This is a genomic window from Robertmurraya mangrovi (assembly GCF_034427655.1).
Lineage (GTDB): Bacteria > Bacillota > Bacilli > Bacillales > Cytobacillaceae > Robertmurraya_A > Robertmurraya_A mangrovi.
Genome location: NZ_JAXOFX010000026.1, coordinates 25976 through 45965, shown reverse-complemented (window position 1 = coordinate 45965; position 19990 = coordinate 25976). Strand labels below are relative to the sequence as shown.

Genomic DNA, 19990 nt, shown 5'->3' with positions numbered 1-19990 from the left:
CTTCATAATAACTAGCTCCTTCCGTAATGTAGCTCTGATTTGGTTTGTTTTATCAATAAACATTCTTACCAAATTAACCTACGAATTTACGAGTAAGGAGCTAGTTTCGTTCATGATAACTCGCCGTTCCGTCTGTGGGGTCTCGACCTTTCCTCTGCATCCCGCAGGAGTCAAGTGCCTTCCCCTCCAATCAACTAAGTGCTTTATAATAAGTAGTTTTATTGTGTTTTTTAGGAAATAAATCTAAGTTATTCTATTTATTTCAATATAAAGAATCTGAAGCATGGATAAAGAATCCCTTTTGGTTTTGTAAAGCCTTCTTATATATACTTTCAGCTACTGTCTTCCCTTCAATTGGCTTGTATTTTTTTAATGGTCCACTGAAGAGAAAAGGCAATGCTGAACTCACTTTCTCAGCCATCTTCTCTCCTGCTCTATACTCATTTCTGTTGCCTAGTAGTAAAGAAGGTTGGAAGATGTGTACACATGAAAGAGGTATTTTCTTTAAATCTCTTTCAACATTTCCTTTAACTTGATTGTAGAAAAACATTGAATTCGGGTTGGAGCCTAATGCAGTCACGGTTAAAAAGTTATCAACATGATTTTCGGAAGCTAGTTCTGCCGCTAATAATGTATAATCATAATCAACTTTTTTGAAATTCTCTTTTGACTTTGCTTTTTTAATTGTAGTTCCGAGGCAACTATATACATCCGTTACTTTAAATAGATCACTATGATTACTTAATTGCTCAAAGTCACTAATCTCAACCTGCTTTAATTTAGCATGATGATTTTGGATTTTACGACGAACAATAATGGTCACTTGTGAATACTCTTTTGAGTTTAATAAAATGGTGAGTAGCTCGGATCCGATTAAGCCTGTAGCTCCTAAGATAAGTGCTGTTCTTTGTTCTTTCACTCCTGAAGAACCTCCAATAATAGTTTCTTTTCCTTTGCTATAAGGATAGCATGATTAACCCCTTTTATCCTAAAAGAAAGAGGCGTAGTCATAATGACTAGCCTCTCTACTTTTATATGCCTGATTGCTTATCGTAGTTTCGAAAAACCACCCCGGTTGATTTTATCATTCCAAATTTTTGATAATAAGCCTGTAAACCTTCGTCACACATGATGTCTATCATGTAAATATTCTCAAGTTCTTGGAGCATTTTCTCGACTAGTATTTTTCCAATCCCATCATTTTGATATTCAGGTAATACTTCTAGAAAAGGAATATATGCTGACAGTACTCCATCACTTATGGCCGTAATAAAACCTACTACTCTATTCTTTTCCACATCAAAAGCAAGGACTACTTTATCACTTTTTATCAATAACTTTAAATGTGTTTCAGGGCTTGGTGGATTTGGCCATCCAACAAAAAATCCCTCTAACATTTCTGCTGTAATACCTTCAACATTCACTTTATAAATCATCATGATCAACTCCTATCATTTTATTAGCTGATTTGGATGATTTAATCAATTATAAAGTAACATGATTGATGCCTCCGAATGGTTTGGGTAGTATCCAGATTAAATTAAGCGTTCTAGTAAAATATATTTATCAATTATATCAAACTCTTTTAAATTTTATAATACTTCTGCGATAAAAATAAGAGGAAACACCTTTTCATGTTTCCTCCCCAACATTCGTCAATTAATATACTTACCATAATCAGGTACAGCGATCTCTTCAAAGTTATTTACCAGTTTCTGCAGATTATCTCTTAATAACTCTCCAGTCATAGGGAGTCCATGACCTGTTACAGCAATGGATGGATTTAGTTTTTGAAGTTCTTGCACGGATTGTTTTGCAGCTTTCCAATCTGTTGTTAAATATCTTGGCGGCCCACTGATTTCTTGTTCTTGAGTTAACACTTTATAAAGATATTCTTGCTTCACCGTCACAAATGCATCTCCTGCAATTAATGCTCCATCACTTTCTCTGTAGAAAGAAACATGTCCAGGGGAGTGTCCAGGAGTATGAATAAAACGCCATCCTGGCATACCCGGTATACTTCCATCCTTAGGAAAACTTTGTACATGGCTTCCTAAATTTACGGGCTCATTAGGAAACATAGGAGACATTTTAGCAACCATCCCACCTTCCACGGTTGGATCAGGTTCTGGATAACTACTTTTTCCAGTTAAAAATGGCAACTCTAGCTCATGTGCATACACTGGTACATTCCAATGTTCAACTAGTTCAATAATGGCTCCAACGTGGTCAAAATGACCGTGAGTTAATACAATGGCTTTTGGGCGGCTGTCCGAACCAAATCGAGATTCAGTAAGACTTATAATCTCATCAGCTGAACCCGGCATTCCTGCATCAACTAAAACAAACTCACCACTCTCGGGGTTTCCTACAAGTGCAATATTTACAATTTGAATGGTATAGCTGTAAATGTCCGGCATAACGGCAATACCGACACCGCTACCAACAGAGGTTGCTGGAATATACTTATAATCCTTCCCGTACTCCATATCCTTACCGTTTTCCAAAGTTCTTCCTCCTTTTGAGCGCATTTTCCCTATAAAAAAGAGAACAGTCCTACTTTAGTATTCTAAAGAGAACTGTCCCCTTTTATTCATTTACTCTCTGGATATCATAGCCATTCATTTGTACATTGTAAGAAACACTAGCTAATTTATTTAATATTTTCTTTTCTTCTTCTAAGGATAAAGGTGTTATTTGGTCATCTTTTATATAGTATGGCTTAAATGCCATGTTTACATTGCCTTCTTGTATGGTTAAAGTTAGTAAACCCGTTTCCGCAGTATCCCCTTTAACATAATTAGGAAAAAGGAAATTCCCCAAAGAATAAGCAATCGGTACATTATTATAATACTCAAAACCTTGTAACACATGGGGATGACTACCTATGATCCCGTCAACACCTGCCTCAACCAACCTCTGTACATAAATTTTTTGATAATCGGCTGGTGTAAATGTTTTTTCAATACCCCAATGGATAAATAAAAACAGATAATCTGTATCGACCTTTTCTTCGGCTACTTTTTTAACTAAATATTCTAAATCATAAGCACCCGCTAGTCCTGCCTTCGTCCCAGGAGCAAATGTATACCAACTTACAGCAGGAACAAAACGTGATGCTGCCATAATTCTAATTTTTTTCCCTTTAATAACATACTCTTTTGTTTGGAAAGCTTCTTCCATTGTTCTGCCTGCTCCGATGTAATCTAACTTATGATGTTCCAATGTAGCGAATGTGTCCAATAGACCTTCTTCCCCGTAATCTAGGGCATGATTATTTGCAAGGGAGACTAAATCAAATCCGGTATTAATAACCCCTTTTATATGCTCCGGCTTTGCCTGGAAATTATATAGCTGATTTTTATCTTTAAAGGATTCATTTCTTGTGGTAAGAGGATTTTCAAGATTTGCTATTGCTAAGTCAGCTTTCGAAATAGCTTCTTTAACATGTACAAAAGGATAATCAACACCTTTTGAGTCCATTGTAATCTTAGTTGACCAATCCATTAATAAATCTCCCACAAACACTAACTCAATTGGTAAGTGGTCCTTACTGTCCTCTTTTGCTTTTACTTTTTTATCCGATTGCTTTTCGTTACCCTTTTTTTCTTTGTCTTTTGATAAAGCTTTATCTTCTTTGACAGCTTTATCTTCTTTTCGTTTTCTTTGGCTGTCTTCTTGTGTCTTCTTATTCTCTGAAGCTACACTTACCTCATCTGAACGAGATTTAATTTCCTTTGGAAGAGTAAAAGCTAAGTATGTGAATAAGGATAGCGATAGTAAAAACAAAATACTCATAAAAAATATTGAATTAAACCTTCTATTTCTTTTTCTCTTTCTATTTCTCCTCTTTTCCATTTATACAACCCTTTATAATATATTTCTAAATCAAGTTTACTGCTAACCAGTTTTCCTTTAATTTTCTAATGCTTAGTTTACATTTTTTTGAATAAAGATTCTATAGAAAATATAGTAAAAAGTTATTTCACAGTTTTAGAAAAGAGCAAGAAAAAAGAGAAGAACCGAATTCTTCTCATAACGTAAAATAATAAAAGTGATTATCTTCAAGGGTAAAACCCATTTTTTCATAAAGAGCTTGTGCCTTTGTATTTTCTCTACCTGTTTCCAACAGCACTCCCTTAGCCCCTATTTCTTTGGCGTATTCAAAAGCTTTATTAATCAATGCTTCTCCGACACCCTTCCGACGAGCATTTGTTTTTACATATAAATCGTTTAATATTAATGACTTTCTCATGCTGACAGATGAAAAGGTAGGATATAATTGTGTAAATCCAATTGCTTCATCTTCTTCAAAAGCAAGAAAAATCATTGATTCATTATTCAGCATCCGGTCATAAATAAACTTTCTAGCTCCTTCTTTATCATAAGGTTGGTTATAGAAAGTTCTATAACCATCAAATAGTTCTACTACTAAATCAAGTTCTTCCTGGGTGGCCCTTCTAATTTCCAAAAACGTTCCCCTCCTGTATGTATTATTACTAATAATATAAAGGGAATGATATCAAACCAAAAGGGATAGTTTTGAAAATTAATTAAGGGTCAGATTGTATAGCAGTTAAGCTTTAGTAAATATATGGTAGTCAAAGATATATAGATAAAAAGCAATAAATACAAAAGATAAGCCAATTGCTGCTAATGGTTTCCGATTATGTAAAATTAACATCGGATACATGGTTGCCCAAAAGAAGCATGTCCAATATACATTCCAGCCATTTAAATACTTGATATACCCTAGCTTTAAAGCGATATATTCTATAATAACTGAAACGATAATCCATTTTATGAGAGAGATGATAGTCTTTGCCTTTTCCGTTGGAAGATTGCCAAAAAATAAGACAATAATACATGGATAAACGATAAAGTTATATATACAGATTGTTAAAAATTCGTTTGTAATATTACTTTCCAGTTTCCACAAGTGTTTATATTCATTTCCGATAAACTCATAAAATAAATTCATAAAAGATAAATAGTAAAAGGTTGGTAGAAGTTCTCTCCATCTACTCCAATTTCCCCATATAAAAGATGCCGCTAAAAGTAAAATTGCTACTAGAATATTCATGATTAACCCCTTGGTTTCATTTAATTACTAATAGCATTTGTAAAAAAAAGTAAATTATTACTAAAGAAAAACGACCTTCCTTATGAAGGCCGTTTCTTAAATATCCTACTCACCAAGGTCAACATTATGATAAATACGCTGAACATCCTCTAAATCTTCTAGTGCATCTATAAGTTTCTCGAATTGTGCTTGTGCATCTTCAGCAAGAGTTACATCATTTTGAGCGAGCATCGTTAGCTCTGCAACAGTGAACTCTGTAATTCCAGCATTTTTAAATGCTTCTTGAACCGCATGAAATTGGTCAGGTTCGGCATAAACGATAACAGCTTCTTCTTCCTCTATGATATCGCGTACATCTACGTCTGCTTCCATTAGAAGTTCAAGAACTTCTTCAGAGTTTTTCCCTTCAATACCAATAACTGCTGTTGCATCAAACATGTAGGAAACCGATCCGCTCACACCCATATTCCCACCATTTTTACCAAAAGCAGCTCGAACGTTAGATGCTGTACGGTTTACGTTGTTGGTTAAGGCATCAACGATAATCATCGATCCACTTGGTCCAAATCCTTCATAACGAAGCTCAGAGTAGTTCTCATCTGAACCACCTTTTGCTTTATCGATTGCACGGTCAATAATGACGCGAGGTACGTTATAAGTTTTTGCACGTTCTATAACAAATTTTAAAGCCTGATTAAGTTCTGGATCAGCTTCACCTTGTTTAGCAACTACATAAATTTCAAGGGCAAATTTTGAGTATAGTCTACTAGTATTTGCATCCTTTGACGCTTTTTTTTCCTTAATATTGTTCCACTTACGGCCCATTTTGAACACTCACTTTCAACTTTGAATCTACATCCTATATTAAATATGAAATGTGCCTTAACTTCAATACTTTTTAATGAACAAAACTATACCATTTTGATATGTCCTTATTATACAACATCGAAATCTTCAGTACGAGTTTGAGAGTAATGTCATAGAACTAGAAAAAACTCCCGCTAAACGAGAGTTTTTTACACTTTTAAAAAGGTTTCACGGTACCACTGGACAGCAGCTTCCACCTCAGAGGCTGTTAACTGATGACCGTTGCTCTCCCAGTGAGTTTCAACTTTTGCATTTGCTCTTTCTAGCAATGACTCCAGTTCAGCTGATTCTAGCGGAGAACAAATGGGGTCATTTGTTCCTGCTGTAATAAATACACTTGTTCCTGCTAGATCAGGAAGCTCTATACCAGAAATCGGCACCATAGGGTGATGTAAAATAGCCCCTTTTAAGGCATTCTCAAAATGGAATAATAGGCTACCAGCAATATTTGCACCATTGGAATAACCTACTGCCAAAATATTGTTACGATCAAATTCATATTTTTCCGATGCCTCATCTAAGAAGTTATTTAACTCCTTTGTGCGAAAAATTAGATCTTCCTCATCAAATATTCCTTCAGCTAATCTTCGAAAAAAACGAGGCATACCATTTTCTAATACATTTCCGCGAACACTTAGTACAGATGCCTCATCATCAATTCTTTTCGCCAGTGGTAATAAATCTAATTCATTACCGCCCGTACCATGTAATAACAGCAGTGTGGGTTTAGATGAATTCTTACCTTTTTGAAAAATATGCTGCATAATCAAAAACAACTCCTTTCTTGGTATCAAATAATCTACTTAGAGTTCCTTAACTTGTATTGGAATCAGAATTTGCTCTATTTGTTCTCTATGCTTCTCATACCGAGTAGGTAACATAAGATTCTTTCCCATCGTATCCTCTGATTCATCATGAATGAAGCCTGGAGGGTCAGTAGCAATTTCAAATAGTATTTCCCCATGCTCTCTAAAGTAAATCGCGTTAAAGTAGTTTCGATCCTGAACAGGGGTAACTCCATACCCATAACTTTCAATATGTCGTTTCCAATCTAGCTGATCTTCATCATCGCTTGCTCGCCATGCGATATGATGAACTGTTCCTACTCCCATTTGTCCCCTACCAACTGAGGTTTTCTTTAGGTCGATAATATTACCTATATCAGCTGAAGATTGATATCGCACTATATCTCCTTCTTCCCCAACGCGTTTCAGTCCCATTACTTCTTCTAGTAATAGAGCTGTTTTGTCTGGTTGAACAGATAACAATGTAGCGCCCCCAAAACCTTTTATGGCAACATCTGCAGTTACTCCGCCAAAGCTCCAATTACTATCCTCTCCGTACTCTCTCTCAACTATTTCTAATTGTAGACCATGGGGATCTTCAAAGCTTAAATAATCCTCATCAAATCTATTCAACTTTTTAAAAGGAACGTTAAATGTATTTAATCGTTTTTCCCAAAATGACATAGCTCCTTTTGGCACAACATAAGAAGTAACTCCAACCTGTCCGTCTCCAATAATACCTTTTCTCGCGCCAGTCCAAGGAAAGAACGTTATAATTGTACCTGGCTTCCCACTTTGATTTCCGAAATAAAGGTGATAAGTTCCAGGGTCATCAAAGTTAACCGTTTGTTTGACTAATCGTAATCCTAAAACACCTGCATAAAAATTTACATTTTCCTGTGGATGACCAACAATTGCTGTTATATGATGAATACCCATTGTATTCTTGCTCATTAATATATTCCCCCTTTACATTCATTTCCTTCATCTTCTTCTATCTTTAGCATATATACTATTACTGTATAAGCTGTGAAAAACTGAAGTATACTCTTAATTAAAATATCTTGAATTCGAGATAATAATAAAACATTTATCCCCTATTGTCAATAAACACAAAACTATACATTTACTTGAAAAAACCTTTTGTTCTATTAAAAGTCGGAATATTTGATGTTACATAACTATATGATATAATAAGATTATGTAACATTGTATTGAGGTGATATTCTAATGGAACATGTAGATGCCATATACGATAAACAAAGCATACAAGCAATGAAACAACTTCTTAAAAAATCTTCAAAACGTGATTATTTATTATTTGTTTTTGGTATTAATACTGGCTTAAAAATTAGTGAAATTCTTACTATAAAGATAGAAGATATTTTAAACAAAGATCATAAGATTAATGCATTCTACGAACTACACTCCGAAGCAAAAGGGACCACCTTTATCTACCTTAATAAAAATGTCCAAAAAGCCATCACATCCTATCTAGAAAGCACTGAGTATAAAATGGATGATTTTTTATTCAAGTCAAGTAAAACAGATAAAGCGATTACTAGACAGCAAGCTTACAGAATTATTAGTAAAGCAGCTGAAACAGTGGGTGTTGTAGGCAATATTGGAACACAATCGATGAGGAAGACCTTTGGTTATCATGCATATAAAAGAGGCGTGGCAATTTCCTTGTTACAGAAGCTTTTTAATCATGCCTCTCCATCCGAAACCCTTAAATACCTAGGTATTGATAAAAAGGATAAGATAAAAACAGAAATAGACGTAGACTTGTAAGGGGGGAATATCATGTTTAACATTGACTATTTCATATTACTGGGTTCATTTCTTTTAATTCTTGGTGTTCTATCTACAAAATTTTCTTCTCGTATTGGCGTACCGGCCCTTGTGTTGTTTATAGCTGTAGGTATGATTGTTGGAAGTGATGGTCTGGGGTTTATTTATTTTGATAATGCCCATTTTGCACAGTTAATTGGTGTGATCGCACTCGTCATCATATTGTTTGAGGGTGGTCTTCAAACAAAGTGGACGACCGTAAAGCCTGTAATAGTCCCTTCCTTATCACTAGCAACTGTAGGGGTTTTCATAACAACTGCAATCGTGGCAATTGCAGCTAAATTAATACTTGATGTCACATGGTTTGAAGCTATTCTCTTTGGTTCCATTGTTGGTTCAACTGATGCAGCTGCTGTGTTTGCTATTTTAAAAGGTCAAAATATTCGACCGAGATTAGGCTCTACATTAGAAGCGGAGTCTGGTACGAATGATCCCATGGCGGTCTTTTTGACTATTACTTTCATTCAACTCATTACAATTGACGATAACAATATTCTTTTACTAGTTCTATCTTTCTTCTGGCAAATGATTATTGGTTTGTTAATTGGTTTACTATTTGGAAAACTTGCTACTTTTGCTATTAATAAAATAAATTTGGATTCTAGTGGGCTCTATCCTGTATTTGCTTTGGCCTTTGCTTTGCTAACCTATGGATTGACTGACCTAATTAATGCAAGTGGCCTTTTAGCGGTATATGTAGCCGCACTTATTATCGGAAACTCAGATTTAACCTATCGTCACTCTATATTTAAATTTAATGAAGGTTTTGCATGGATGATGCAAATCTTGATGTTCGTCATTTTAGGACTGTTAGTTTTTCCTTCACAATTATTTACTTTTGATGTGGTTATAAGCGGGCTTTTGTTAGCGTTAATCTTAATATTTATCGCTCGTCCTATTGCAGTCTTCCTCTCGACCATTAAGATGGGGTTCAATACTAAAGAAAAAATCTTTTTATCCTGGGCTGGATTAAGAGGAGCAGTACCCATTGTGTTGGCCACTTTTCCGATGATTGCAGGACTAGAAAATAGTCAAATCTTTTTTAATGTAGTGTTCTTCGTTGTCTTACTATCTGCATTGTTGCAAGGTACTTCTATTCCTTACCTAGCTGGACGCTTAGGGTTAACAGGACCTGAAAAAGTAACACCCATGCATACGTTAGAATTAGTTTCTATTGGAAAGGCAAATGCGGAAATAATAGAATTTATCGTTTCCGCAGACAATATAATTGCAGATAAAAAGATTGTGGACATTAAACTTCCGAGCAGTGCTTTAATAAATGCCATCATCAGAAAAGACCAATTAGTTACTCCGAAAGGGAATACCGTTATTCATGAAGGAGATATTTTATATATCTTAACCTCTCGTGAGAGTAAACCTAAACTCAAGGAAATTCTAAATAAAATGAAAGAACATGAAACCGCAAATTAGAAAAAGGCTATCTCCTATGATAGCCTTTTTTTCATTTCTAGTTAGGATAATGACCGTACCAAAATTAATGAATTGCTGATTTAAATTGTCCACCATGAGCTTCTTGCGTGCTCATAATAGTAGTAAATGCTCTTGGATCAATTTCATGGACAATATTTTTTAACTTTGTAACCTCTAATCTCGTTACAACTACATATAATACATCTTTGTCTTGATCCTTATATCCACCTTTCCCTTTAAGCTTCGTTACTCCCCTACCTAACCTTTGTGAAATAGCGTCAGATAATTCATCATAATGATCAGATACAATGATGACAGCCTTTGTCTCGTCAAGTCCCTGTATGACCAAATCAATCGTTTTAAAAGCGATATAATAAGTAATTACAGAAAGCATGGCTTGTTCCCAACCTAGTACAAAGCCTGCCCATGCAAATACAAAGACATTAAAAAACATGACAAACTCTCCAACAGAGAAAGGTAGCTTTTTCGTAAATAAGATTCCAAGTATTTCAGAACCATCAAGAGCACCACCATGGCGAATGACAATTCCTACACCCGCTCCTAAAATTAAGCCCCCAAACACCGTTGCTAATAACGGTTCGTTTGTAGCTGGCCCAAATTGGTGCAATAAGGTTTCCACCACAGCAAGAGCTATTACTGCAAATAAAGAGGAAATAAAAAAGTTTCGTCCAATGTGTTTATAGCCTGCATACAAAAACGGGAGATTTATAATTATGACAAGGATTCCAAACCCTATTCCTGTTAAATGATTTAGAATAAGAGAGATACCAATAATCCCACCATCAATAACTGAATTTGGAATTAAAAATAACTCAATGGAAACGGCTGCTAAACCAGCCCCAAAGAAAATCATGATATAACGATAGATAATATGGATGAGACTTTCTTTTTTATGTTGTTTTGCCAATATGTACACCTACTTTTTCTGATTATAAAGACACTGCTCTTTTAGCGAAAGCTTTTATGACCATTATTTAGAATAACATTTTTTAATAAAATAATCATTTCATACTAATTCTAGTTGTAATAGTTTTCCGTCGAATTATAAGCATTATTGTTGTTAGTTATATATGAAAATAATATAATATAACCATCACGTTACAGTTTGGAGTGATTACGTTGGGACAGTTAAACTAAAAATTGGAGAGCTTGCAGAGAAAGCTAATGTTACCAAGAGAACTGTAGACTATTATACAAATCTTGGATTACTAGAAGCAGAACGTTCCTCTTCTAATTATCGTTACTATAACTCTGAATCTGTCGAGAGATTAAGATTAATAGAGAAATCCAAAAATGAAGGTATGTCTTTAGAAGATATTAAGAAAATGTTACTTGAAAAAGATACGGAAGAGATTGATGTATTAGAGCTTAGGCTTAGAATTCAGGGATTAGAAAAAGATGTTTCAAAACTATTAGAAAACTTAGATAAAAGTGATTTAAAAAACCAAGAATTTATCAAAAAGAATGTTTCACACGAGAGTCTTACTTTAATTCAATCACTATTATTATTACTTGGTTAATGTATCAATCTACAATATTCTATCAGGAGGTGTACGCCTTACTTAGTAAGGCTACTTATTGACCACTATAAATCTATTTTTAATTGTTCTTTTAATAGCTTTAACTGGATTTTTCGTAGCAACCGAATTTGCTATTGTTAAAGTCCGTGTTTCTAGAATTGATCAACTCATTGCAGAAGGAAAAAAGGGTGCTATTTCCGCCAAGAAAGTTGTTACTCAGTTAGATGAATATTTGTCAGCCTGTCAATTAGGTATCACTGTCACTGCTTTAGGACTTGGATGGCTAGGAAAACCTACTGTTGAAAAGTTATTACTGCCTTTGCTAGAAAACTTTAATATAAATGAATCAGTAACTAGCATATTATCATTTGGTATTGCCTTTTCCTTAGTAACTTTTCTACACGTTGTAGTTGGTGAACTTGCTCCCAAAACGGTGGCTATTCAAAAAGCTGAGGCTGTTACACTATTATTTGCCGTCCCAATTATCTGGTTTTACCGGTTAATGTATCCTTTTATTTGGGTACTAAACGGATCTGCCCGAGTTTTATTAAAAATCTTTGGTTTAAAACCGGCTTCTGAACATGAAATGGCTCACTCTGAAGAAGAGTTACGTATTCTCTTATCTGAAAGCTATAAAAGTGGCGAAATTAATAAAAATGAACTAAAGTACATGAATAACATTTTTGAATTTGATGAGAGAATAGCAAAAGAAATCATGGTGCCACGTACAGAGATTATCACTATATCCGTAGACGAAACTCTTGATGACATTATGAATATAATTAAAACTGAAAACTACACTCGTTATCCTTTGGTAGACGGTGATAAAGATAACATTTTAGGTTTCATTAACGTAAAAGAATTTCTAACTGATAACCTATTTAATAAAACTAAAGAACAAAATATTATATTAAGCCCTTACGTAAACCCAGTCATTAGGGTTATTGAAACGATTCCTATCCATGACTTGTTAGTTAAAATGCAAAAGGAGCGCACACATATAGCTATATTAATGGATGAATATGGTGGAACTTCTGGTTTAGTTACTGTAGAAGATATCATTGAAGAAATTGTTGGTGAAATTCGAGATGAATTTGACGAAGATGAAATACCTGAAATTCGTAAAATCAAAGATAACCATTATCTTTTAGATGCTAAACTACTTGTGGATGATGTAAATAATTTACTTGGAACCTATTTATCTGATGAAGAAGTCGATACTATCGGTGGCTGGTTACTAACTCAGAATTTTGAGGCAAAAACAGGTACTGAGGTTGAATCGGAAGGCTATCTATTTAAGGTACACGAAATGGAAGGTCACCAGATTCATTATATTGAAGTAAAAAAAATTGAAAACTAATTCAAGAGCTCGGATGAAAGTAAATATCATCCGAGCTCTTCTACAGTTTTAATTCCTTATAATAATATAAACCATATATAGAACATATGCTACAGCTAAAATAATCCCCTCTGACTTCCCAATTTTATAATGGGTTCTTGAAAAGAATAACAGAACAACTGTCAAACCAATCATTAGTAATACGTCAGTAAGAATTGCACTATCGACAGCGAGTGGCGATATAACAGAGGCTGAACCTAATACAAAGAGAATATTAAATATGTTACTTCCGACAATATTCCCTAGAGCAATTTCACTTTCTTTTTTAATAGCTGCTGTAATGGAGGTAATTAATTCAGGTAAAGATGTACCGATGGCTACAATCGTTAAACCAACCAAGGTTTCACTCATCCCAAAAGATAATGCAATTTCTCTAGCATTATCTACAACCATGTCTCCACCAAAAATAATCGCTGCTAATCCTCCTAATGTAAAAAGAATATTTTTCCCCTTTGAAATTCCCTCTGTAGCAACAGATTCATCTTTCCCTTTTGCTTGTTCTCGACTATTTCTTGCAACTTCAAATATGTAGTATAAAAAGATGGCAAAGAAAAGTAATAAAACCAAACCGTCACTTCTAGTTATAAAGTTATCACTTAGCATCTCTAAGCTAACATCACTTATTAAAACAAGTAATGCCACACTAGCTAGTAACGTAAACGGAATTTCTTTTCTGATCGTTTCACTTTCAACCTTTAATGGATTTAAAAATGCAGCGATACCTACAACAAATGTAATATTAAATATGTTACTTCCAACTACATTTCCAATTGCTACTCCTGCATTTTCCTCTAAAGCAGCAATAATACTGACTGTTGCTTCCGGTGAGCTCGTACCGAAGGCAACAATTGTTAACCCAATCAGTAATGGAGAGACTCTAAGGGATTGGGCAATTTTAGATGCGCCTTCTACAAAGTAATCAGCACCTTTAATTAATAAGGCAAAGCCCACAAGTAATAATATGTATGTCACTAAATCGACCTCCTTCAATATTTTTCCTAGTGTCATTTTATATCAAACCATGCTTGTCACTCAAACATGTGATGTTCATTAGAATGATTAATTAGAGGCTGCTCCGTTTTTTTAAGTATATAATGCCTATTATTGTATGTTTTTGACAACCTTTGTCGAACCTCTTTAAATTTTAAAATAAATTTTACATAATACTGTTTATAACAATACTCTCAGGAGAGGTTTATCATATGGTGAAAACGGAACAAGTAAACATATTACAGCATACGGATGTACTACAACGTGAACTGTTAAATCAAATAGAAAATATGAAGCAAAAAATGATTAAAATTGGTTTAAATAAAGGATTTAATCATAGGGAGACCATTAAAGCGAGCACGGAACTGGATCAGTTAATCTATAATTATCAGATAAGAAATTTTATAAAATAATTCAACTTGTATGTTCACCACCATAGAGAATCTTATAAAACCTCATATAATTAAAGGATTTACAAGTTTCCATATTCCTATTTAAAAAGCGGCCCCTCAGGGACCGCTTTTCTATTTTAATACTTTATTCAATATCAGGTGGGACTAACTTCTTCCTGATTAGTTTTGTATAAGGACCACACTACCACTGGTATTAACAAAAGAGACAGAAAACCTCCAGCAAGTGAGAGAGTTGCATAGCTAGAGTGAGCTACGACCATTCCTGATAACGCTCCGCCAGATGCTCCAGATAAAGCAACTAAAACATCCACTTTTCCTTGCACTTTTGCCCGGTTAGACACATTAGTAGAATCCACTAGAATAGCAGTTCCACTTATTAAACCAAAATTCCAACCAAGACCTAGTAAAATGAGTGCTAAGGTGATTAAAATCATGGAATGTCCAGGTGCAAAGGCGGCCAAAATACCTGAGGCAAGTAGCGTGACTCCAGAAGCTATTGCCATAAAAGTACGCCCTAGCTTATCCACTAGAATTCCAGTTAGAAGGGATGGAAGGTACATCGCACCTATATGGAATCCTATAACCATACCCACTTCACTCAAACCATGTCCGTGTTTCCCCATATGAACGGGGGTCATTGTCATTATAGCGACCATCACCAATTGAGTTAATATCATTAATACAGCGGCAAGTATAATTCCTCGTCTATCTATGGAATATGAATCTGTTTTATTATTCAAAAGATGCTTATTTTTATCTCTCTCATCCTTTGCAATTGCTCTAGCAACAATAAGAGGATCAGGCCTTAAAAGAAATAGAATGACTAAACCTGCAAGGATATATGTGGCAGCGGCTAAAATGAATGGTCCAGATAAAGCAGGAAGCCCCAACTCAGTTGCAAACCTCCCCATCACCTTAACCAAGTTAGGACCAGCAACAGCACCAAGTGTTGTAGAGACCATCGCAATACTAATGGCTGTTGCTCGCTGACTCGTTTCTGCTAAGTCGGTACCTGCATAGCGTGCCTGTAAATTTGTTGCAGACCCTGCTCCATAAATGAGTAAAGAAGCGAACAGAAGAAAAATATTATTAGTTACAGCTGATAGGATTACGCCTATTGCCCCTATACCACCTATTAGAAATCCCGTTGCTAATCCTATACGCCGACCAAAACGTTGAGAAAGCCTTCCAACAAGAAGTGCTGCTCCTGCCGAACCAAGTGTAAATAAAGCAGTAGGAATCCCTGTAAAACTATCGGTTCCTAGCATATCTTGTGCTAAAAGAGCGCCTACCGTTATTCCTGCCGCTAAACCTGCTCCACCAAAGATTTGTGAAAGTACAACGATAAACAACGTCCGTTTATATAAAGATCGCTGTTCTCCTACTGAATTGATATATCTGTGGAAAATTGAATGCGGATTCTCGTTACTTTTGGCATCATCAATTTTATCTGACATCTTTTACCCACCCCTATAGTCTTTCATTTATATACGTATTGTTCATTTAAGTAACGTCATTAGTTACCATTATACCATACAGGGTATATAAAGAGCGTAAAAAAGGAAATAAAAGACGCATTGACATTAGTATCAATGCGCCTTGAAACAATAACATACTTAAGATAAAGATCCTCGGTATGATTTCGAAGTGTAGACTTTAAATAGGATAAATGCAAACAGGGATAAGAAAATACCCGATATATAAGGTAATCCAATTGTAATGGAATACAGATAGCCTCCTAATATCGGGCCTATTATTCTCCCTAGAGAATCAAATGAAGATAAGTATCCAGTCGTAACTCCGTGACCTGCTTTTGATCTCTTTGTTAATATAGAGGAAACACTAGGTCGAATAACACCATTACCGACACCAAAAATAGCTAAGAAAATGGCGGCAGTAGTAAAGTTTTCAATTAAAAGGATGAGACCGAAACCAGCCGCTGAAATGAGAATACCAGCCTGGATAATAGCAGCTTCTCCAAATCTTTTCGTTAATTTCCCCATTGAACCTTGAACAAACGCACTAGCTAGTCCCATAATCATAAAGATATAACCTAATGAAATGGAATCCATTCCCGCTTTTTTTGCTGCAAAATAGGCAAAGGTTGCTTCTAATCCAGATAAAGATAGCGAGATAAAAAACTGTAAAAAATATAACATCGATAATGGCTCACGAACTGCTTTACCCAATGACAGTTTATCTTTCAAGCTAACATTACTTTTAGAAGTATGTAAAGATTCCTTCAGTACAAAAAATACAAATAATAACGTAATAAGAGATAAGGTCCCCGCTATGTAAAAAGGAGTATGTAAGCTAATGTTTGTAAACACTCCACCAATGGCTGGTCCAAAAATAAACCCAAGTCCAGTAGCCGCCCCAATAATCCCCATACCTTTACTACGGTCTTCTTCTGATGTAATGTCAGCAACGTAAGCCATTACAGTTGGCATATTAGCAGCTGATAAAAATCCACCAATGACCCTTGCAACAAATAGCATCCATAATTGTGAAGAAAAGGCCATAATAAAAAATGATAGAGAAAGTCCAATAATACCAATCATTATAACTGGTTTACGACCAATTCGATCAGAAAGACGTCCCCACATAGGAGCAAAAATAAATTGCATTAAAGAATAGATGGCCATTAGTAAACCAAGTTCAGTAGGCGAAGCACCTAACTCTTCTGCATAAAATGGAATTACCGGGATTATGATTCCAAAGCCAACCATGACAAGAAACATTATTGCAAATAGTATAGGTAATGCTTTATTAAGCTTCAATATTAATTCACCCTTTTATTAAGTAGAAATCGATCATTCAATAATAACAACTAATGATACTATGACAAGTTTACCACAAACAAGCACATTTCTTTAAAAAGGAATATATGTTTCTTTATTTAACATAAAAATTGCATCGATTTAGCAAGAAAGATAGGACTATAAATACTAATCTGCACATTCTATATGCTATAATTTGGTGAAAAAATTACGACAGAGGTGACCATTCTTGGCGATACACGTTGTTCTTTATCAACCTGATATTCCTGCTAATACTGGAAACATTGCACTCACTTGTGCAGCAACGGATACAGCCTTACATTTAATCCGGCCACTTGGCTTTTCTACAGATGAAGAAATGATCAAAAGAGCAGGGTTAGATTTCTGGGATTCCGTAAACATAACGTATTATGACTCATTGGACGACTTTTTTTCAAAAAATCAAGGTGAGTTTTACTACATAGAGACCTTTGGTGAAAATACACATTCAAATCTTGATTTTAGTGATCAATCGAAGGAACATTATTTTATGTTTGGAAAAGAGACAACCGGCTTACCAAAAGACTTATTATATAAAAATAAAGATCACTTTTTGCGCATACCAATGAATAATAATGTTCGTTCACTTAACCTTTCCAATACAGCAGCTATATTGGTTTATGAGGCTCTGCGCCAGCAAGGATTTCCCAATTTAAGATGATATGATCTTCCGCATTGGAAGATTTTTTTATTTTCCAGAACAAAAGCGCAAGCGCCTCGGTCAGCCCCGACAAGCAAATGTTCTTCAACCCTAAAAGTCTGCTTTTCGACTTTTAGGGTTGAAGGTTATTTGACCGAGAAATAAATGGCTATTAATTTATTCCCTCGAGGGGCTAGGCGCTGGAGCTGGACGTGGACAATCATTGTTAAAGAGTTATCCACAATGCGAAGAATTATAATTTCTTTTAAACAATTAAAAAAGGGATTGTGCGATAAGCACTCCCTTTTAAACTTTAGGATATAAATCCAAATAAATATTGATACAAATAAACTGGTAATGAATCTATTTTTTATTAATGGTATGTATTTCAACCTTGTTCTCTTCTGCTTTTAACCTGTCTATTCTGTGTTTATGATTTTTCCCCCATTGACTCATTAACTCTAACAATGGAGTAGTTGTTTGGCCATATTCTGTTAAAGAGTATTCAACCTTCAAGACGTTACCCTCAAAAACCTTTCGTACAATTAAACCGTCCTCTTCTAGCTCTCTTAAGGCTTGAGTAAGCATTTTTTGTGTGATGTTAGGTATTAATTTACGTAATTCTCCGTAACGATAAGGCTTTTTATTAATATGCCAAAGGATTCTGGACTTCCATTTTCCTCCCATTACTTCAACCGTAAGTTCAACGGGACAATTATACATTTTTTTTCTCACAAAATTCCCCTCCTTTTATGGAAACGAACAAAAAAGTGCCTACTTGTTATGGTATTACATCGAAGATAATATGTAAATTAATTACAACAAAGGAGAATTATCAATGAAGGCTTTTACACTGCTGACTCAATATCGGACCTATTCAAAAAATATTCAATCCATTCTTATCTGGAATATTACGTTTTGTTTAGGTTTAGGGATTCACTTAGTTTTGTATAACCTATATTTACAAAGCATCGTTTTTGATGAAATCATGATTGGAAAGATTTTAGGACTTAACTTTTTTGCCCAGGCCATTATTTATATTCCAGCTGGCTTATTTTCTGACCGTTTAGGTTCTAAAAAAGGTGTATTAGTCGGGGTAGGCATCTTCATTATTGCCCTTATTGGAAATTTATTTGCCAATACTCCTGATGAACTTTTAGTATGGGGATTCTTAATTGGTTTAGGAAATGCTTCATCTATCGTTACCTTCGTTCCATTGCTAACAGAGTATTCCAATGAGATCGAAAGGAAGGATTTATTCACATTTGCCTTTAGCACTGGAACATTTTTTACATTTTTAGGAACCTTACTTGGCGGAATAATCTCAGACAATATTCAAGCTATCTTCCATTTTTCCGAAACAACTAGCCTTCGTTTCACCCTTTCCATAACCGTTATTTTATTGATTTTATGTACGATCCCGTTATTTTTTATTAAAAGAAGGAATGTACCAGAGAAGGAGGAAAAATCCCATCGTTCATTTGTAACTTTGGTTAAAAGTGATCCAAAATCACTCATGCCTATTGTGAAATTTAGCTTTTCAAAAGTTCTTGCTGGTGTTAGTTTGGGAATCATTGCTCCGTTTATCAATCTTTTCTTTTTGGATAAGTTTGATTTATCGACATCTAATATCAGTATCGTTTTAGCTGCTGGCACGCTTGCTACTGTAATTTTTATGTCTATTAATCCTAAAATTACTAATCAAATTTCTGAAGTAAAAACCGTTTCCCTTTATAATCTATTATCTATCCCGGCTGTTATTATTCTAGGTTTATCACAAAATTTATGGACTGCAATCATTGCCTTTATCATATTCAGATCAGCAAATTTTGGACTGACACCAATCGTATCGAAGCTCATGATGGAAAAAGTGACACCTGAGGTAAGAGGTTTAACCAATAGCTTAGGATTTATGGTTCATTCATTAACTATTAGTTTACTAGGACCAGTTGCTATGTATATTGTGTCAATAGTAGGAGATTATCAAGGCTACCTTTACCTTTGCCTCATCTCTGCGTTTGGCTCTTTTATAGGTGCCATATTCTTTCATCTTGCGTTTGAAAAGAAGAAAAAACATGTTACAAAAGGCTTGGAAAATAATTTAGCTTAATATTATATGTTTTTCATTTATAGTGGTTAGCAGATATCTAATGAAGAAGACCCTCTCA

Annotated in this window: 21 protein-coding genes and 1 pseudogene; 8 read left to right on the top strand and 14 right to left on the bottom strand. The window is 34.9% G+C overall.

All coding sequences use genetic code 11. From position 1 onward, the window contains the following. Nucleotides 1–262: 262 nt before the first annotated feature. The 9 genes from SM124_RS22665 to SM124_RS22625 form a co-directional block, all read right to left on the bottom strand. Nucleotides 263–919 carry an NAD-dependent epimerase/dehydratase family protein gene (locus SM124_RS22665; protein WP_322448767.1) on the bottom strand — a complete coding sequence of 219 codons (657 nt, stop codon included), beginning with the start codon at nucleotides 917–919 and terminating at the stop codon, nucleotides 263–265. A gap of 112 nt (nucleotides 920–1031) precedes the next feature. Next, complete coding sequence (locus tag SM124_RS22660; protein ID WP_322448774.1) at nucleotides 1032–1436, bottom strand: GNAT family N-acetyltransferase; 405 nt, start codon at nucleotides 1434–1436, stop codon at nucleotides 1032–1034. A gap of 219 nt (nucleotides 1437–1655) precedes the next feature. Further along, nucleotides 1656–2489 (bottom strand): MBL fold metallo-hydrolase, encoded by an 834-nt coding sequence (locus tag SM124_RS22655; RefSeq protein WP_322448773.1) that lies wholly within the window; start codon nucleotides 2487–2489, stop codon nucleotides 1656–1658. Between the two features lie 100 nt (nucleotides 2490–2589). Beyond that, complete coding sequence (locus SM124_RS22650; protein ID WP_322448766.1) at nucleotides 2590–3858, bottom strand: CapA family protein; 1269 nt, start codon at nucleotides 3856–3858, stop codon at nucleotides 2590–2592. Nucleotides 3859–4033: 175 nt separating this feature from the next. Continuing rightward, nucleotides 4034–4471, bottom strand: coding sequence for a GNAT family N-acetyltransferase (locus SM124_RS22645; RefSeq protein WP_322448765.1), 438 nt, complete (start codon nucleotides 4469–4471; stop codon nucleotides 4034–4036). Between the two features lie 105 nt (nucleotides 4472–4576). Beyond that, nucleotides 4577–5083: a CBO0543 family protein gene (locus SM124_RS22640; RefSeq protein WP_322448764.1), complete on the bottom strand. Its 507-nt coding sequence runs from the start codon at nucleotides 5081–5083 to the stop codon at nucleotides 4577–4579. Nucleotides 5084–5188: 105 nt separating this feature from the next. Continuing rightward, nucleotides 5189–5908, bottom strand: coding sequence for a YebC/PmpR family DNA-binding transcriptional regulator (locus SM124_RS22635; protein WP_322448763.1), 720 nt, complete (start codon nucleotides 5906–5908; stop codon nucleotides 5189–5191). 191 nt (nucleotides 5909–6099) lie between these two features. Continuing rightward, on the bottom strand, nucleotides 6100–6717 hold the full coding sequence (locus tag SM124_RS22630) for an alpha/beta hydrolase (RefSeq protein ID WP_322448772.1): 618 nt from the start codon (nucleotides 6715–6717) through the stop codon (nucleotides 6100–6102). 36 nt (nucleotides 6718–6753) lie between these two features. Further along, nucleotides 6754–7689 carry a ring-cleaving dioxygenase gene (locus SM124_RS22625; RefSeq protein WP_322448762.1) on the bottom strand — a complete coding sequence of 312 codons (936 nt, stop codon included), beginning with the start codon at nucleotides 7687–7689 and terminating at the stop codon, nucleotides 6754–6756. A gap of 276 nt (nucleotides 7690–7965) precedes the next feature. Between SM124_RS22625 and SM124_RS22620 the strand changes: the two genes are divergently transcribed. Then, a complete protein-coding gene (locus SM124_RS22620; protein ID WP_322448761.1) occupies nucleotides 7966–8529 on the top strand; it encodes a tyrosine-type recombinase/integrase in 564 nt (187 codons plus the stop codon). Nucleotides 8530–8541: 12 nt separating this feature from the next. Then, nucleotides 8542–10020, top strand: coding sequence for a potassium/proton antiporter (locus SM124_RS22615; RefSeq protein ID WP_322448760.1), 1479 nt, complete (start codon nucleotides 8542–8544; stop codon nucleotides 10018–10020). 64 nt (nucleotides 10021–10084) lie between these two features. Here SM124_RS22615 and SM124_RS22610 read toward each other — a convergent pair whose 3' ends face one another. Continuing rightward, nucleotides 10085–10951 (bottom strand): YitT family protein, encoded by an 867-nt coding sequence (locus SM124_RS22610; protein ID WP_322448771.1) that lies wholly within the window; start codon nucleotides 10949–10951, stop codon nucleotides 10085–10087. A gap of 229 nt (nucleotides 10952–11180) precedes the next feature. Between SM124_RS22610 and SM124_RS24140 the strand changes: the two are divergent. From SM124_RS24140 to SM124_RS22600, 3 genes and pseudogenes are all read left to right on the top strand, one after another. Continuing rightward, nucleotides 11181–11315: pseudogene (locus tag SM124_RS24140) on the top strand (MerR family DNA-binding transcriptional regulator); the annotation flags it as partial. Nucleotides 11316–11342: 27 nt separating this feature from the next. After that, nucleotides 11343–11561, top strand: a complete 219-nt coding sequence (locus SM124_RS24135) for a hypothetical protein (protein WP_407691441.1) — start codon at nucleotides 11343–11345, stop codon at nucleotides 11559–11561. 58 nt (nucleotides 11562–11619) lie between these two features. Next, complete coding sequence (locus SM124_RS22600; RefSeq protein ID WP_322448759.1) at nucleotides 11620–12921, top strand: hemolysin family protein; 1302 nt, start codon at nucleotides 11620–11622, stop codon at nucleotides 12919–12921. Nucleotides 12922–12969: 48 nt separating this feature from the next. Here SM124_RS22600 and SM124_RS22595 read toward each other — a convergent pair whose 3' ends face one another. Next, nucleotides 12970–13932, bottom strand: a complete 963-nt coding sequence (locus SM124_RS22595; protein ID WP_322448758.1) for a calcium/sodium antiporter — start codon at nucleotides 13930–13932, stop codon at nucleotides 12970–12972. Between the two features lie 230 nt (nucleotides 13933–14162). On the opposite strand from SM124_RS22595, the gene SM124_RS22590 reads away from it, so the two are divergent. Further along, nucleotides 14163–14363 (top strand): aspartyl-phosphate phosphatase Spo0E family protein, encoded by a 201-nt coding sequence (locus SM124_RS22590; protein ID WP_322448757.1) that lies wholly within the window; start codon nucleotides 14163–14165, stop codon nucleotides 14361–14363. A gap of 134 nt (nucleotides 14364–14497) precedes the next feature. Here the strand turns inward: SM124_RS22590 and SM124_RS22585 are convergent, their stop codons facing one another. Together SM124_RS22585 and SM124_RS22580 are read right to left on the bottom strand one after the other, a co-directional pair. Beyond that, a complete protein-coding gene (locus SM124_RS22585) occupies nucleotides 14498–15820 on the bottom strand; it encodes an MFS transporter (RefSeq protein ID WP_322448756.1) in 1323 nt (440 codons plus the stop codon). Between the two features lie 159 nt (nucleotides 15821–15979). Then, nucleotides 15980–17143 (bottom strand): MFS transporter, encoded by a 1164-nt coding sequence (locus SM124_RS22580; protein ID WP_322448755.1) that lies wholly within the window; start codon nucleotides 17141–17143, stop codon nucleotides 15980–15982. Nucleotides 17144–17372: 229 nt separating this feature from the next. On the opposite strand from SM124_RS22580, the gene trmL reads away from it, so the two are divergent. Further along, nucleotides 17373–17843, top strand: a complete 471-nt coding sequence (gene trmL / locus SM124_RS22575; protein ID WP_322448754.1) for a tRNA (uridine(34)/cytosine(34)/5-carboxymethylaminomethyluridine(34)-2'-O)-methyltransferase TrmL — start codon at nucleotides 17373–17375, stop codon at nucleotides 17841–17843. A gap of 342 nt (nucleotides 17844–18185) precedes the next feature. Here the strand turns inward: trmL and SM124_RS22570 are convergent, their stop codons facing one another. Then, nucleotides 18186–18545: a winged helix-turn-helix transcriptional regulator gene (locus tag SM124_RS22570; RefSeq protein ID WP_322448769.1), complete on the bottom strand. Its 360-nt coding sequence runs from the start codon at nucleotides 18543–18545 to the stop codon at nucleotides 18186–18188. A 115-nt stretch (nucleotides 18546–18660) separates the two neighbouring features. On the opposite strand from SM124_RS22570, the gene SM124_RS22565 reads away from it, so the two are divergent. Next, on the top strand, nucleotides 18661–19932 hold the full coding sequence (locus SM124_RS22565; protein WP_322448753.1) for an MFS transporter: 1272 nt from the start codon (nucleotides 18661–18663) through the stop codon (nucleotides 19930–19932). The last annotated feature ends 58 nt before the right edge of the window (nucleotides 19933–19990 follow it).

Excerpts from the sequence above, each read along its gene's own strand:
- SM124_RS22660 (WP_322448774.1), bottom strand. The coding sequence starts at position 1,436 with ATGATTTATAAAGTGAATGTTGAAGGTATTACAGCAGAAATGTTAGAG.
- SM124_RS22655 (WP_322448773.1), bottom strand. The coding sequence starts at position 2,489 with ATGGAGTACGGGAAGGATTATAAGTATATTCCAGCAACCTCTGTTGGT.
- SM124_RS22650 (WP_322448766.1), bottom strand. The coding sequence starts at position 3,858 with ATGGAAAAGAGGAGAAATAGAAAGAGAAAAAGAAATAGAAGGTTTAAT.
- SM124_RS22640 (WP_322448764.1), bottom strand. The coding sequence starts at position 5,083 with ATGAATATTCTAGTAGCAATTTTACTTTTAGCGGCATCTTTTATATGG.
- SM124_RS22635 (WP_322448763.1), bottom strand. The coding sequence starts at position 5,908 with ATGGGCCGTAAGTGGAACAATATTAAGGAAAAAAAAGCGTCAAAGGAT.
- SM124_RS22625 (WP_322448762.1), bottom strand. The coding sequence starts at position 7,689 with ATGAGCAAGAATACAATGGGTATTCATCATATAACAGCAATTGTTGGT.
- SM124_RS22620 (WP_322448761.1), top strand. The coding sequence starts at position 7,966 with ATGGAACATGTAGATGCCATATACGATAAACAAAGCATACAAGCAATG.
- SM124_RS22615 (WP_322448760.1), top strand. The coding sequence starts at position 8,542 with ATGTTTAACATTGACTATTTCATATTACTGGGTTCATTTCTTTTAATT.
- SM124_RS24135 (WP_407691441.1), top strand. The coding sequence starts at position 11,343 with ATGTCTTTAGAAGATATTAAGAAAATGTTACTTGAAAAAGATACGGAA.
- SM124_RS22590 (WP_322448757.1), top strand. The coding sequence starts at position 14,163 with ATGGTGAAAACGGAACAAGTAAACATATTACAGCATACGGATGTACTA.
- SM124_RS22585 (WP_322448756.1), bottom strand. The coding sequence starts at position 15,820 with ATGTCAGATAAAATTGATGATGCCAAAAGTAACGAGAATCCGCATTCA.
- SM124_RS22570 (WP_322448769.1), bottom strand. The coding sequence starts at position 18,545 with ATGTATAATTGTCCCGTTGAACTTACGGTTGAAGTAATGGGAGGAAAA.
- SM124_RS22565 (WP_322448753.1), top strand. The coding sequence starts at position 18,661 with ATGAAGGCTTTTACACTGCTGACTCAATATCGGACCTATTCAAAAAAT.